Here is a 13841-nt window from a genome sequence, read left to right as displayed (position 1 = left end):
TTTTTTAGGCCTGCAGTTCCAGCCCGGCCAGACGCTTCCAGTAGCCGTTACAGTCGCTGTTTGCCGTCAGCGGCAGCGGAGCGGCGCCGTTTTCGTTGGCGCGGAAGGCATCCAGCATCGCAAACACGCCGGTATCCAGCGGCGACAGGCGCACCATATCCACCAGCCCGTCCATCGACGCCAGCTCGTTGCCGAGGTTATAGACATAGCCGCTCATGGTCTGAATGCCGTTGAGGACAAACACCTGCTGATTCTCCTGCGACAGCATGCTGCGCCCGTTCGGATACTTAATGCAGCAGGTTTCGCACTCGTCTTTCGGACGGTCTTCCGAGCGCGCGGTAAAGCAGCGGGCAGAATAGGCCAGCGGCAGATGCCCATAGCTCAGCACTTCCACTTCAAACTGATTGCGAATGCCCAGCTCGTCGCACTGGTTAAGCAGGTTAGCCAGCCAGTCGCGGGAGAGCTCCACCGGCATGCACCAGCGCGTCATCCCCTGTTTGAGCAGCAGGCGCAGGGTCACGGCGTTATAGCAGTTCAGAGCATGGCCCGCGACAAACGGCAGCTTACGTTCAGCGCACATGTTCACCACGCCGAGATCGCTTGCTTCCAGCAGGAACTCGCCGTTTTCGACATAGCGCTTCAGCTCGCCCAGTTCAGAAGAGGCCTGCACCAGCGCAAGCGTGGAGAGCACCACCTGCTTGCCGCTGCCGGCCAGGCTTTTCGCCATGTCCAGCCAGTCGCCCACTTTCGTCGCCCGGCGCTTGCTGCACACCGCTTCGCCGAGGTAAATAACATCGGCGCTGCTGGTGGCGGCCTGTTGGTAAAAATCTTCCAGCGTCTCTTTTGGCCAGTAGTAGAGCACCGGTCCTAATGAATATTTCATGGTTATCTCACTGCCATTTACGGTGATACGCGCCAAGCGTGGTTTGCGTGCCTTCGGACATCGATCCGAGCGTCTCCATCCAGGCCTGCTGCGGAGCATAGTTCTGCGGGTCCGCCATGCAGCGGTCGATGGCCTGACGCCACACTTTCGCCACCTGGCTCACATAGGCCGGGCTGCGCTGACGACCTTCGATTTTCACCGAGGCAATATTGGCCGCCAGCAGTTCCGGCAGCAGCTCCAGCGTGTTGAGGCTGGTCGGCTCCTCCAGCGCGTGGTAGCGCTCGCCGTCGACCAGATAGCGGCCTTTACACAGGGTGGGATAACCGGCGTTTTCACCGTCCTGATAGCGGTCGATCAGCACCTCATTCAGGCGGGATTCCAGCCCCTGAGGGGTCTGCTGCCAGCGAACAAAGCGGGCAGGGGAGCAGGCCCCGACGGTATTCGGCGATTCACCGGTTAAATAAGAGGAAAGATAGCAACGGCCTTCGGCCATGATGCACAGGCTGCCAAAGGCAAAAACTTCCAGCGGCACTGGCGTGACGCGCGCGAGTTGCTTAACCTGATGAATAGAGAGCACGCGCGGCAGCACCACGCGAGCCACGTCAAAGTGTTGATGGTAAAAACGCACAGCTTCTTCGTTGGTGGCAGATGCCTGAACAGAGACGTGGCGCTCAATATGGGGATAGCGTTCTGCCGCATACTCAAGCATGGCGAGGTCGGCCAGGATCAGCGCATCGGCACCCAGTTGTGCCGCCATATCCACCGCGCGCTGCCAGCGGGCGTAGCCGTCAGGATGAGCAAAGGTATTGATGGCGATATGCAATTTGCGGCGGTGCTGGTGAACGAAGTTAACGGCTTCCTGAAGCTTTTTCTCCGTAAAGTTGAGGCCAGCAAAATGGCGGGCGTTGGTGTCATCTTTTAGCCCGATATAGACCGCATCGGCCCCATTTTCGATGGCCGCCTTAAGCGCCGGAAGATTTCCGGCAGGGCAGAGCAGCTCCATAATTTATCCTGATGTAGTCGATCGCAAAATTGTTAACGAGCTGGGATTTTAATTAACCCATAGGCGACAATTTTTGATTTAAGGCAGCTAATGGCGTATTGATGACACCAATAATGAGGTACGGCGGACGACGGTTTGTTGATTTACGCCGCTATGTTGCGCTTCGGATATGGCAAAATAGCAGGACTATAGATATCAGGGAGTAAAGCTCGTGCTGGATAAACTGCGTTCACGTCTCGTACAATTTGGTCCATCAATGCTGAGCGTGCCGGTAAAGCTGGCGCCGTTCGCGCTTAAACGTCAGGTGCTGGAGCAGGTCCTGAGCTGGCAGTTCCGCCAGGCGCTGCAGGATGGCGAGCTGGAATTCCTGGAAGGGCGCTGGTTGAGCATTGAGGTGCGTGATATCGGGCTGCGCTGGTTTACCTCCGTTGAGAATGACCAGCTGATCGTTCGCGAAACCGCCGGGGCGGATGTGAGCTTTAGCGCCAACGCCAGCGATCTGCTGATGATCGCCGCGCGTAAGCAGGATCCGGATACGCTCTTCTTCCAGCGCCGTCTGGTGATTGAAGGTGACACGGAGCTCGGTCTGTACGTGAAGAATTTAATGGATGCCATTGAGCTGGAGCAGATGCCGAAAGCGCTGCGCGTGATGTTAATGCAAATGGCAGATTTCGTTGAGGCCGGGCTGATAACCCCGCCGGACGGTAAACATACTTCAGTAGGTGAGCCATGCTGATTCGAGTCGAAATTGGGATTGATGCGCCGGGGATCGATGCGTTGTTACGCCGCGCCTTTGCGAGCGATGCCGAAGCCCAACTGGTCCACGACCTTCGCGAAGACGGCCTGATTACGCTGGGGCTGGTTGCCACCGATGACGAAGGTCAGGTGGTGGGCTATGTTGCCTTCAGTCCGGTCATTGTTCAGGGCGAAGAGCTGCAGTGGGTAGGCATGGCACCGCTGGCGGTAGATGAAAGCTATCGCGGGCAGGGGCTGGCACGCCAGCTGGTCTATGAAGGCCTGGATTCGCTCAATGAGTTCGGTTATGCGGCCGTTGTCACGCTGGGCGATCCGGCGTTCTATGGCCGTTTAGGCTTTGAGCAGGCCGCGCATTACGATCTGCGCTGCCGCTGGCCGGGTACGGAATCCGCTTTCCAGGTGCACCGTCTGGCGGATGACGCGCTCAACGGCGTCAATGGCCTGGTCGAGTACCACGACCATTTCAATCGCTTTTAATCAGGCTCTCGCGTAGCGCCTCAAAGGAGCCGTCTCCGGTCACGAGGCGCTCTTTCTGGCGCTTCGTCAGCTGTTTGATGCGGTATTCCAGCCTGAGCGCCAGCGATCGGTCACCGACGGGCGCCGAAAAGGCGAGCTGTAATTCCCCTTTCCCTCGCAGTGCTTTTGCCCCTTTCCCCGTTTGATGTTGTAAAAAACGCCGCGCCACATCGGTGGTGATCCCGGTGTAGAGTGCGTTATCAGCGGTTCGGACAAGATAGAGAAACCAGCACACGGTAAACAGATTCAGTATGTTAAGGTGAACGCACCATAGCATGAGAGAGAACGAAAATGGAAACACTGGCCGCCATTAACCGCTGGCTGGCGAAGCAGCATGTTGTCACCTGGTGCGTCTATGACGAGGGGGAGATGTGGTGCGCTAACGCGTTTTACTACTACGATCCGGAGCGCGTCGCGTTTTATGTCATGAGCGAAGACAAAACGCGTCATGCGCAGATGACTGGCCTGCAGGCGAAGGTCGCGGGCACGGTGAATGGCCAACCGAAAACGGTCGCGCTGATCCGCGGCGTGCAGTTCAAAGGGGAGATCCGTCGTCTGGATGGCGAAGAGAGCGACGCGCGCCGTAAGCTCTACACGCGCCGCTTTCCCGTTGCCGCTGCGCTAAAAGCCCCGGTGTGGGAAATCCGCCTCGATGAGCTGAAATTTACCGACAACACCCTGGGCTTTGGCAAGAAGCTGCACTGGTTACGCGCCGAGCAGGCGTAGCGCTTCGCGGTTAAACGCCGGGAGATCGTCCGGGGTACGGCTGGTGATCAGCTGATCTTTGTCGTTGACCACTTCCTGATCGTAAAACTCGGCGCCCGCATTTTTCAGATCGATAACGATCGGTTTCACCGCCGTGAGCTTACGCCCGCGTACAACCTCCGCGCTGATAAGGAGCTGCGGACCGTGACAGATGGCAAAGACCGGTTTGCCGGTAGAGACAAAGTCCCGGGTAAAGGTCACGAAGCGTTCGTCCCCGCGCAGGGAATCCGGGGAATGGCCACCGGGTAACAGCAGGGCGTCGAAATCTGAGGGGCTAACGTTATCGATAGTCTCATCAATGGTTATGGTCGCCTCGCCCTTATGACCTGTCACCGTTTTGCCCGCCTCTTTCTCAATGGTGATGACCTCATGTCCTGCCTTGCGGAACGCCTCTGCAGGCGAGGTGAATTCTGAATCTTCGAACTCGTCGGTAATCAAGACTGCGATTTTCTTGCCCATGCTTCCTCCGTTGTTTTGGCTTCAGACTGATTTTTCTCCGCTTGTGGTAAATACTTACCTGTAACAGACTTCTAAGTGTGGTCGACGACGCTGAGTTCGCAAACGGACAATTCTGTAAAGGGGATACGATGAGTCAGGTATTGATTACCGGGGCTACCGGGTTAGTGGGCGATCATCTGCTGCGGCTGTTGATTCAGGATCGCCGCGTGAACTATATCGCCGCCCCGACGCGTCGACCGCTGGCAGATTTATCTGGCGTCTTTAATCCGCACGATCCTCAGCTGACGGACGCGCTGGCGCAGGTCCAGGATCCTATTGATATCGCCTTTTGCTGTCTGGGCACCACGCGACGGGAGGCGGGCAGCAAAGAGGCATTTATCCACGCCGACTATACGCTGGTGGTGGACACCGCGCTTACGGCGAAAAAGCTGGGGGCCAAACATTTTCTGGTGGTCAGCGCGCTGGGCGCCAGTGCCGGATCGCCTTTCTTCTACAACAAGGTGAAGGGCAAGATGGAGGATGCGCTGATTGCGCAGAAATGGGAGCAGCTGACGATTGTGCGCCCTTCGATGCTGATCGGCCACCGGGACGAGCGCCGCTTTAACGAGTCGATCCTGGCCCCGCTGTTTCGCATCCTTCCCGGCAACTGGAAGGCCATCGAGGCGCGGGACGTCGCGCGGGCGATGTTAAAAGAGGGACTGGCCCCGTCAAAAGCGGGCGTAAACATTATCCCTTCGGCAAAACTGCGTGAAATCGCGCAGGGCGAGGCGTAAACTCCCCCGGCTAATAACCTAATACTCTCCGGGGAATGCTATGACTGGTCAGTCTTCATCTCAGGCGGCAACACCTGTTCAATTGTGGAAGCCCGCACTCTTCTTTCTCGTGGTCATTATTGGCCTCTGGTACGTGAAATGGCAGCCGTACTACGGCAAAGCCTTCACCGCCGCTGAAACGCACAGCATCGGTAAATCTATTCTCGCTCAGGCTGAGTCCAGCCCGCTGCAGGCGGCGTGGGACTATGCCATGGTCTACTTCCTTGCCGTCTGGAAAGCCGCCGTTTTAGGCGTCATTCTGGGGTCGCTGATTCAGGTGCTGATCCCGCGTAACTGGCTGGTGAAAACCCTCGGTCAGCCGCGCTTTCAGGGCACGCTTCTGGGGACGATTTTCTCCCTGCCAGGCATGATGTGCTCCTGCTGTGCCGCGCCTGTGGCGGCAGGGATGCGCCGCCAGCGCGTGTCGATGGGCGGCGCGCTGGCGTTCTGGATGGGCAACCCGCTGCTCAATCCGGCGACGCTGGTGTTTATGGGCTTTGTGCTGGGCTGGCATTTCGCGTTCATCCGTCTGGTCGCCGGGCTGCTGACCGTGCTGGTGGTGGCGACGCTGGTGCAAAAACTGGTGAAGGATACTGCTGAAGAACCCGCAGCCGTTGAGCTGGACGTCAGCGAGCCGCAGGGCGGGTTCTTTGCGCGCTGGGGCAGGGCGCTATGGCAACTTTTCTGGAGCACCATCCCGGTCTATATCCTGGCGGTACTGGTTCTGGGGGCGGCGCGCGTCTGGCTCTTCCCGCATGCGGATGGCGCTATCGACAACACGCTGATGTGGGTCATTGCGATGGCCGTTGCAGGCTGCCTGTTTGTGATCCCAACGGCGGCGGAGATCCCGATTGTTCAGACCATGATGCTGGCCGGCATGGGCACCGCGCCGGCGCTGGCGCTGCTGATTACGCTGCCGGCGATCAGCCTGCCGTCGCTGATTATGCTGCGTAAGTCATTCCCGGCGAAAGCGCTCTGGCTGACCGCAGGGCTGGTGGCGTTGAGCGGGATTATGGTGGGAAGTATTGCGCTTCTGTGAAAAACGCCCGGTGGCGCTACGCTTACCGGGCCTACAAAAAAATCCCCTCAAGTGAGGGGATTTTTTTTATTTAATGTAAGTAAACGCGGTGGTGACGTGCTTCACGCCGCTCACCCGGCTGGCGATATCGGCCGCCGCTTTCCCTTCACGGTCGGTCACCAGACCCAGCAGGAACACTTCGCCGTTTTCAGTCGTCACTTTCACGTTGGAGGATTTCACCTGGTCCGAGCCCAGCAGCTGGGAACGCACTTTGGTGGTGATCCAGGTATCGGAAGAGGCATCACCTAAACCAATTGGCTTGCCCTGACGCACTTCGTTAAACACCTCTGTGGTTCCTTCAACGCCCATTGCGATTTGTTTCGCACGAGAGGCGAGTTCCATATTCGGCGCCTGGCCTGCCAGCAGCACTTTGCCCTGGTAAGCCGTCACGTTAATACGCGCCTCTTTCTTGATCTGTTCGTCTTTCGACAGCGCACTGTTGACGCGCAGCTCCAGCGTACCGTCATCCACCTGTGTCCCCACAGAGCGCGGATCGGTTGCCGCTTTGGTGCCTACTGCGGCGGTACCCACAACGGCCGCAGCGATACATCCCTGAAGCAGTAATGCAGACATAAGGACTGCGAGGGTCGATAAAGCCTTCATAAGAACTCCTTAATCATCCTGGTGAGGGAAAAGCGTGTTATCGATCAAGTCACATAAGCAGTTCACCGTGAGCATATGCATTTCCTGAATACGCGCGCTCCGGTGAGACGGAATGCGGATTTCCACATCCTGCGGCCCAAGCAGACCCGCCAGCTCACCCCCGTCATAGCCGGTTAAGGCCACGATGGTCATGTCGCGGGTGACGGCGGCTTCAACGGCTTTGACAATATCCCGGCTATTACCGCGCGTAGAGATGGCCAGCAGCACATCTCCGGCATGACCCAGGGCTCGCACCTGCTTTGCGTAAATTTCGTCATGCAGACGATCGTTAGCAATCGCCGTTAAGACCACGTTATCGGTATTAAGTGCAATGGCGGGTAAACTCGGGCGTTCTGTTTCAAAGCGATTGATCATGCTGGCAGCAAAATGCTGTGCGTTGGCGGCTGACGTGCCGTTGCCACAACAGAGGATTTTGTTGCCATTAAGCAGGGATTGCACCAGCGTCATTGCGGCACGCGAGATAGCATCCGGAAGGGCTTCCGCCGCGGCAATCTGAGTCTGGATGCTTTCTGTGAAGCACACTTTAATTCTTTCGAGCACGTTATCCCTTTTAAATCCTAATTATGCGTCTTCGCCAAAAGCGTTTTTAAGCCATTCGATCTCATTTCCGGTGAAGGCTATCACATCGAACCGGCAATCCACAGTATCAAAGCTCCCATTATGGCGGGCAAGCCACAAGTGGGCAGTCTGTAATAATTTATGTTGTTTGGCGAGCGTCACGCTGGCGGCAGCACCGCCAAAACGGGAGGACTGTCGAAAGCGCACTTCTACAAACACGATGACCTGACCGTCTTTCATGATCAGATCAATTTCGCCGCCGCGCCCGCGGACGTTAGCGGCGATAAAGCGCAGTCCTTTGCCTTCAAGCCAGCGACGCGCCCTTAACTCCCACGCATCGCCGGTCTGTTTGCGGCTTAACTGGCCGGGACGATCTGCCCCTGCTGGTATTTGAGCCATGATAACTTCCTGTTGATCACGCAGTCCTGAGTCGCGGTCAGATCGCCGGTGTTGCCGTTAAGCTCAAAGCCCGGCACCTGACGCATCTGGGTAAAGTGGTTCGCCAGCGCCCATGCATCGACACCCATCGCATACAGACGGGCCAGCGAATAATCGTTACGTACGGTACTCAGCGCCTGCTGCATCAGCGCCGGGTTGCTGCCTGCCAGCATCGGGATTTCGCTGTACTGCAGACCGTCCATTTCCAGACGGAAATCCGGGCCTGCGGTGCCCTGCGCGCTGCGGGAGCTGGCGTAGAGCGTTGCGCCGCTCTGGCTGCCGTTACGCATCGCAATCATCGGTTTGATAAAGGCGATCTCCTGCGGCGTGGCAACGATATAGGCCGCATCCACTTTACCGCCACCGCTGATCTGCGCGTCGGTAGGTGGGGCAGGGATCGTCAGGCCGCCAATCGTCACGCCCTGCTGCTGTGGCAGGCTCGCGGTGACAGGACTGCCGTTAAGCGCGATGCCCGCCCCGCCGTTTACGCCCGCGCGCAGTTCAGAGACGGAACCGAATTTCTGCTGCAGCACCACGCCGCCGCCCAGCTTCTGCCACTCATCGGCAAAGGCATTGGCCACGCGATCGCCCAGCGCGCTGCGTGGGATGAGCAGCAGCGGAGCCTGCTTACCCTGCTCGTGAATATGACGCGCCGCATCGCGGGCTTCATCTTCAGGAGAGAGCGCGAAGTAGCAAATATTGGCCCGGTTCTGAACCTGCTCCGGCTGGTTGAGCGCCAGCACGTTCAGCGTGGTATTGCTCTTCATCAGCTCTTCCACGTTGTTTTTCAGCAGCGGACCGACAACGATGCTCGCCCCGTCCTGTTGAACCTGTGCCAGCACCTGATCAAGCGGCTGCGAACTGGTGTCGTAGATTTTCAACTCAGCGCCCGGGTTGGCGCTGGTGGTTGCCACAGCCTGCGGCTGCGCGGCAGGTTGGGCCGCGGGTTGCTGTTGAGGTTGCTCTGCTGTTGTGACAGGTGCAGGTGCCGCTTGCGTCTCGGCCGGAGCCTGGGTCGCAGGTACTGTAGTAGCCGGTGCCGCTGTAGCTGGCGGCGTCGTCGGAGCCGTCACCGGGTTTTGCATCGTGCCCTGCGCCGGCGCTTGCGCCGAGGTCAGGTCGCTGGTCTCTGCGGCAGATGGGCTGACAACATCATTCACGTTAGCCGCCTGAGCCGCCTGCGCAGGAACCGCGCTGCCGGTTACCGGGGTGGTGCCGTTTTTCGCCGCTTCAAAGCCCTGCTGAATGGTACGGCCAAACACCGCCGCCTGGCCGTTGAGCGGCAGCAGCAAAGCGATTTTGCTGGTAGACGCAGGCTTAAAGTTCTGCACGTTCACTAGCTGGGTTGGCAGCATTTTCGCGCCCGGGTTTTGCGGGTAGCGCGTCTGCCAGTCCGTAATGCCGGCTTTCAACATCTTAGGATCGCTGCGGTTGTTAAACCACATCTGCTGCAGATCCAGCCAGCCCTGCAGGACGTTTTCATCCGCGTTGATGACCAGCGCCTGCGCCTGTTCCTGCGTCATCGACGCCAGCGCTTGCCAGGTGGCATCGATATTTTTCTGCTTATCGGCACCGCCAAGCAGTGGCTCTTGCGCGACGAGCGCGCGGAGCAAGGTCAGCGAAGGGCGTCCTTGCTCAGCGGTAATGCCCGCCTGCCAGAAGCGTGCCTGCTGATTTTTATCCAGCGCGCTCACGTCAATATCCCCGAGGATCTTCTTCGCGGCGGCGTAATCTTTCAGCGCGACTTTCAGCTCGGCAGAGAGCAGGCTCTGCTCGCGACGCTGGGCGTCGTTAAGATCTTTTGGCAACTGGTTAAACAGCTCGGCTGCCCGCTGGGTTTTACCCTCTTTCAGCAGTGCACGAATGGCGAGTAATTGCCAGTTGGTCTTGGTATCATTTGAACTCTGCGACATTTGTTGCAGATAAAAGCCAGAATCAGCCTGAGCAGAACCCTGGAGATGGGCGGTGCTCTGGTCAGGTGCCTGGGTGCCACAGCCTGCAAAGATCAGGGCTGCCAGCAGAAGCGGCACGCTGCGCGTGGCTTTTTTTCGAAGAAACGTTAACGGTACCATACTGTATCCAGTGATTTTTTTTACGCAATGCTCAATATTAAATCGGCAATACGGACGAAACAATGAAACAACACGAAACGGCAGATAATTCTCAAGGCCAGCTTTATATTGTACCTACTCCTATCGGGAATTTGTCTGATATTACCCAACGTGCGCTCACCGTACTGCAAGCTGTTGATTTAATTGCTGCTGAAGATACCCGCCACACCGGTTTACTGCTGCAACATTTCGCGATTAACGCCCGTTTGTTCGCTCTGCACGATCACAATGAGCAACAAAAAGCCGAAACGCTGGTGGCGAAGCTGAAAGAGGGGCAGAACATCGCCCTGGTCTCCGACGCCGGTACGCCGCTGATCAACGATCCTGGCTATCACCTGGTGCGTACCTGTCGCGAAGCCGGTATTCGCGTTGTGCCCCTGCCGGGTCCATGCGCTGCCATTGCTGCGCTGAGCGCCGCAGGTCTGCCGTCTGACCGTTTCTGCTATGAAGGCTTCCTGCCTGCCAAATCCAAAGGCCGCCGCGACGTCTTAAAAGACCTGGAAGCGGAACCGCGCACCCTGATTTTCTACGAATCCACACACCGCCTGCTGGAGAGCCTGGAAGATATGGTGACCGTCTGGGGAGAAGCCCGCTACGTGGTGCTGGCGCGCGAGCTGACCAAAACCTGGGAAACGATCCACGGCGCGCCGGTGGGTGAACTGCTGGCGTGGGTGAAGGAAGACGAAAACCGCCGCAAGGGCGAAATGGTGCTGATTGTCGAAGGGCACAAGGCGGAAGAAGACGCGCTTCCTGCCGACGCGCTGCGTACGCTGGCGCTGCTGCAGGCGGAACTGCCGCTGAAGAAAGCCGCTGCGCTGGCGGCAGAAATTCACGGCGTGAAGAAAAATGCGCTGTATAAGCATGCGCTGGAGCAGCAGGGGGAGTAAGTCAAATGAGCCGCTATCAGCCTCCGTTCACCATCACACCCTTTATCCTCAATCAGGTGGTTGAGATTGGTGAGCTATTAGGGCATTGGGCGGCACATTCTGGTAGGACTTCGCCACTTCTCCGTAAAGATAATCGTATTAGAACCATTCAGGCCTCGCTAGCCATTGAACATAACTCGCTGACGACAGGGCAGGTGACGGCAATCATGGATGGCAAACGCGTACTTGCTCCTGAAAAAGATATTCAGGAAGTACGCAACGCTATCCTGGCATATGAGAAATTGCCCGAATGGAAGCCCTGGAAGCTCAATGACTTACTCAGTGCGCACCGATTATTGATGATGGGTCTGGTCGATCATCCCGGAAAGCTCAGAAATGGGGACGTAGGGGTATACCGTGGAAACCAGTTAGTTCACATGGCTCCGCCAGCCTCGCAGATGAATCGCCTTATCGACGATCTTCTTTCCCGGCTTAAGCAAACCGATCTTCACCCGCTGATTGCCAGCTCGGTATTTCATTACGAGTTTGAGTTTATTCATCCCTTTTCGGATGGAAATGGCCGCATGGGGCGGCTGTGGCAAACGTTGATATTAAGCCAGTGGCGTGCAGAGCTTGCATGGCTGCCCGTTGAGACACTGATTCACTTCCAGCAAGCGCGCTATTACCAGATTTTAGGGCAATGCGATCGGGCCAGTGATTGCACGGTATTCGTGGAATTTATGCTGCAAAATATGGCCGACGCTTTGCGGGAAGGCATAAACATGCCGTCCGTCATGTCGGAAAAAATGTCGGAAGAATTGTCGGAAAAGGAAAACGCTATCCTTGAGCTTCTTACCGTTCAACCACAAATGACTGCAGTGATGTTGGCCTCTGTATTGGGCGTGACTTCCCGCACCGCGGAACGATATCTCCATTCTTTGCAAACAAAAGGTAAATTAAAACGCATCGGGGCAAGGAAAGGGGGGAGCTGGCAGGTCATGGCTTAACCTGCCAGCTGAACTCGCTTTATTTCCCTGGCATCGCCTCAAACACCAGCGTTTCCAGCGGTTGCAGCGTAATCACCACGGCGTTTTTGTACGCCTCCGGCACGGTTGAATTACGGCCATACACCGCTTTCAGACTAAACTGCGCCGCGTTTCCTGTCGGGACTTCGAAATCTTTCGCCAAATCCAGGAAGTAGCTTTGCGGCTTATCCGACGGGTTACGCAAGCCGAGAATCGCTTTGTCCTTGCTCCAGGATGCCCAGCCGTAAACCTGCATCGCCGTTGGGTCGCCACCAATCCAGTGCGTATCCACCAGCACGCTGGCGTTATCCCGCGACCACTTCGCCGCCTGCGCCAGGGTATCCCACTTCGCCTTGTTCAGCATTGACGGGGTGATATACAGCTCCTGCAACTGCGTGCCGGTGGCGAAGTAGCTCCAGACCTGGTCGGCAAAATCGCTGTCCGTTTGCACTTTCTCCAGCCCGTAATAGGCGTTTTCCGCGCTGACGATCCCGTGGTACATCAGCGAGTTCAGCGGGAACAGCGGGCCTTTGCGCACAATGGAGCGGTACGTTTCCGCATCGCGGTAGGTCATCCACTGCTGCACCGGCGTGCCGGGGCCGTACAGGTTGATGTCATCGCCCTGGCGCCAGATAGAATCGGCATAGAACAGCCAGGACGGGCTGGCGTTGGTACCTGTCGTCAGGTTGATAAACAGATTCGGGTTGGCGCTGCGCATGTTGTGCAGCAGGGCGATGGAGGCGTCAAAATCCGAGGCATACGGGCTGCCCTGGATATGCGCGTTGGCATTACCCATCCCGTCCAGCTTGAATGAGGTAATGTGTTCGTTTTTGATTAGCTTAACGATCTGCTCATTGAAGTTCTTAAAGTAGTTCGGCCCTGACAGCGCCAGCTTCCCGTCGACGGTTTCGAACCCATACTCTTTTGCATGCGAGACGCGAACGTCGCGCGGCTTGTTGTAGCCTCCCCACGGTGAGAGCCACAGTCCAACCGAGCTGTGCAGGCTGTCGGCTTTTTCCCGAACCTTGCCAAAACCGTTGCTGAATGCCGGGCCAAATAGCCAGCGCCCGGTAAGGTCGTCCCATCCGTCGTCCAGCAGGAAGGCGTCCAGCGCCACGCCGCGTCCGGTAATAAACTCCTTATTCCACTCGTCCATCCGCCCCAGCACATCCTGCTCGGTGTACGGATTGAAAAAGCCGATATCCATCCAGCTGTTGTAGTGCAGATAAGGCTTGTACGGTCGCGGACGAACGGCATCAATAAACTGGTTTACGCTGCGGCGCAGCTGGCTGATTTCCGGGAAAGTGCCGAACCAGGTGGTAAAACTGACCGGCGACTCTGGCTGGATCGGCGTTTTCAGTTCTACGTTGAGATTGGTGGTCGCTTCATAGGCGTAAGTGTTAACGATGGGCTTGTCCGGCAAAATAAAGAATGAATCAGCAACGATCGGCGAGCTGTTAATCGCTCCGTAGACATAGGGGGCCTGAGACTGTTTTTTGGTCGGGAAGAAGGTAATTTTCGCCACGTCTCGCGGCTGGCCGACTGCGGCAATGGTGTAGTCGATGCTGGCGTATTTTCCCTTCACCAGGTTTAGCATCACCGTCACGTTAAAGTCCGGATGGGTAAAGTCGATGACAATTGCGTTGTCCTGCTTTTCGACGTGCTTGATGGTGAAATCAGCGGTGTGGATTTTTGTCTCATCCGGCAGCGTCAGAAAGAAAAGCTCCTGGGGCGTGAGCGGATGGTTAGCCTTATTGTCCTTAACCACTACCGTTGAGTTTGCGTCATCAAACGAGAGGGCAATATTGTCGTTATTGAGCGCGTAGTTCGCCGCCGCCGCGCTATGGGAAACGCACAGGGCCAGCACTGAGAGTGCGAAGATTTTTTTCATCAGCGTAAGCTCCTTTT

At 57.1% G+C, this 13841-nt stretch carries 16 protein-coding genes; 7 read left to right on the top strand and 9 right to left on the bottom strand.

Going from position 1 to position 13841, the window contains the following annotated elements; genetic code table 11:
* Nucleotides 1-4: 4 nt before the first annotated feature.
* Both OTG14_RS19975 and ubiU read right to left on the bottom strand, forming a co-directional pair.
* Nucleotides 5-883 (bottom strand): U32 family peptidase, encoded by an 879-nt coding sequence (locus OTG14_RS19975; protein WP_090418859.1) that lies wholly within the window; start codon nucleotides 881-883, stop codon nucleotides 5-7.
* Nucleotides 884-890: 7 nt separating this feature from the next.
* Nucleotides 891-1886, bottom strand: a complete 996-nt coding sequence (gene ubiU / locus OTG14_RS19970) for a ubiquinone anaerobic biosynthesis protein UbiU (RefSeq protein WP_023309326.1) — start codon at nucleotides 1884-1886, stop codon at nucleotides 891-893.
* 211 nt (nucleotides 1887-2097) lie between these two features.
* On the opposite strand from ubiU, the gene ubiT reads away from it, so the two are divergent.
* Together ubiT and OTG14_RS19960 are read left to right on the top strand one after the other, a co-directional pair.
* On the top strand, nucleotides 2098-2622 hold the full coding sequence (gene ubiT, locus OTG14_RS19965; RefSeq protein WP_048992074.1) for a ubiquinone anaerobic biosynthesis accessory factor UbiT: 525 nt from the start codon (nucleotides 2098-2100) through the stop codon (nucleotides 2620-2622).
* The gene (locus tag OTG14_RS19960; RefSeq protein WP_023309324.1) at nucleotides 2616-3119 is read left to right on the top strand and encodes a GNAT family N-acetyltransferase; all 504 of its coding nucleotides are present in this window, start codon (nucleotides 2616-2618) and stop codon (nucleotides 3117-3119) included. Before ubiT ends, OTG14_RS19960 begins: the two co-directional genes overlap by 7 nt.
* On the opposite strand, the gene OTG14_RS19955 is transcribed toward OTG14_RS19960, so the two are convergent.
* Nucleotides 3106-3435 carry a GIY-YIG nuclease family protein gene (locus OTG14_RS19955; RefSeq protein WP_008501484.1) on the bottom strand — a complete coding sequence of 110 codons (330 nt, stop codon included), beginning with the start codon at nucleotides 3433-3435 and terminating at the stop codon, nucleotides 3106-3108. The genes OTG14_RS19960 and OTG14_RS19955 overlap by 14 nt on opposite strands.
* A 14-nt stretch (nucleotides 3436-3449) precedes the next feature.
* Between OTG14_RS19955 and OTG14_RS19950 the strand changes: the two genes are divergently transcribed.
* Complete coding sequence (locus OTG14_RS19950) at nucleotides 3450-3884, top strand: YhbP family protein (RefSeq protein ID WP_024906376.1); 435 nt, start codon at nucleotides 3450-3452, stop codon at nucleotides 3882-3884.
* On the opposite strand, the gene OTG14_RS19945 is transcribed toward OTG14_RS19950, so the two are convergent.
* Entirely contained in the window at nucleotides 3864-4382 is a 519-nt protein-coding gene (locus OTG14_RS19945) for a type 1 glutamine amidotransferase domain-containing protein (protein WP_267215666.1), read from the bottom strand. The genes OTG14_RS19950 and OTG14_RS19945 overlap by 21 nt on opposite strands.
* Before the next feature lie 128 nt (nucleotides 4383-4510).
* Here OTG14_RS19945 and OTG14_RS19940 point away from each other — a divergent pair, with 128 nt between their 5' ends.
* Complete coding sequence (locus OTG14_RS19940) at nucleotides 4511-5155, top strand: NAD(P)H-binding protein (protein WP_267215665.1); 645 nt, start codon at nucleotides 4511-4513, stop codon at nucleotides 5153-5155.
* Nucleotides 5156-5195: 40 nt separating this feature from the next.
* Nucleotides 5196-6233: a permease gene (locus OTG14_RS19935; protein ID WP_267215664.1), complete on the top strand. Its 1038-nt coding sequence runs from the start codon at nucleotides 5196-5198 to the stop codon at nucleotides 6231-6233.
* Nucleotides 6234-6299: 66 nt separating this feature from the next.
* Here the strand turns inward: OTG14_RS19935 and dolP are convergent, their stop codons facing one another.
* Genes dolP through OTG14_RS19915 form a run of 4 tightly spaced genes read right to left on the bottom strand, consistent with a single transcriptional unit; the run spans nucleotide 6300 to nucleotide 10003 of the window.
* Entirely contained in the window at nucleotides 6300-6875 is a 576-nt protein-coding gene (gene dolP / locus OTG14_RS19930; protein ID WP_024906379.1) for a division/outer membrane stress-associated lipid-binding lipoprotein, read from the bottom strand.
* Between the two features lie 9 nt (nucleotides 6876-6884).
* Nucleotides 6885-7475 carry a DnaA initiator-associating protein DiaA gene (gene diaA, locus OTG14_RS19925; protein ID WP_003861754.1) on the bottom strand — a complete coding sequence of 197 codons (591 nt, stop codon included), beginning with the start codon at nucleotides 7473-7475 and terminating at the stop codon, nucleotides 6885-6887.
* Between the two features lie 21 nt (nucleotides 7476-7496).
* Entirely contained in the window at nucleotides 7497-7892 is a 396-nt protein-coding gene (locus OTG14_RS19920; RefSeq protein ID WP_045331022.1) for a YraN family protein, read from the bottom strand.
* Nucleotides 7850-10003, bottom strand: a complete 2154-nt coding sequence (locus OTG14_RS19915; RefSeq protein ID WP_267215663.1) for a penicillin-binding protein activator — start codon at nucleotides 10001-10003, stop codon at nucleotides 7850-7852. Before OTG14_RS19915 ends, OTG14_RS19920 begins: the two co-directional genes overlap by 43 nt.
* Before the next feature lie 62 nt (nucleotides 10004-10065).
* Between OTG14_RS19915 and rsmI the strand changes: the two genes are divergently transcribed.
* Nucleotides 10066-10929: a 16S rRNA (cytidine(1402)-2'-O)-methyltransferase gene (rsmI, locus tag OTG14_RS19910; RefSeq protein ID WP_267215662.1), complete on the top strand. Its 864-nt coding sequence runs from the start codon at nucleotides 10066-10068 to the stop codon at nucleotides 10927-10929.
* A 5-nt stretch (nucleotides 10930-10934) separates the two neighbouring features.
* On the top strand, nucleotides 10935-11915 hold the full coding sequence (locus OTG14_RS19905) for a Fic family protein (protein WP_267215661.1): 981 nt from the start codon (nucleotides 10935-10937) through the stop codon (nucleotides 11913-11915).
* Between the two features lie 19 nt (nucleotides 11916-11934).
* Here the strand turns inward: OTG14_RS19905 and OTG14_RS19900 are convergent, their stop codons facing one another.
* Nucleotides 11935-13824 carry an alpha-galactosidase gene (locus OTG14_RS19900; protein WP_267215660.1) on the bottom strand — a complete coding sequence of 630 codons (1890 nt, stop codon included), beginning with the start codon at nucleotides 13822-13824 and terminating at the stop codon, nucleotides 11935-11937.
* Nucleotides 13825-13841: the final 17 nt, after the last annotated feature.

The organism is Enterobacter pseudoroggenkampii, assembly GCF_026420145.1.
GTDB classification, from domain to species: domain Bacteria; phylum Pseudomonadota; class Gammaproteobacteria; order Enterobacterales; family Enterobacteriaceae; genus Enterobacter; species Enterobacter pseudoroggenkampii.
Note: the sequence above shows the minus strand (reverse complement) of the source record. Positions and strands in the feature narration are given on the sequence as shown.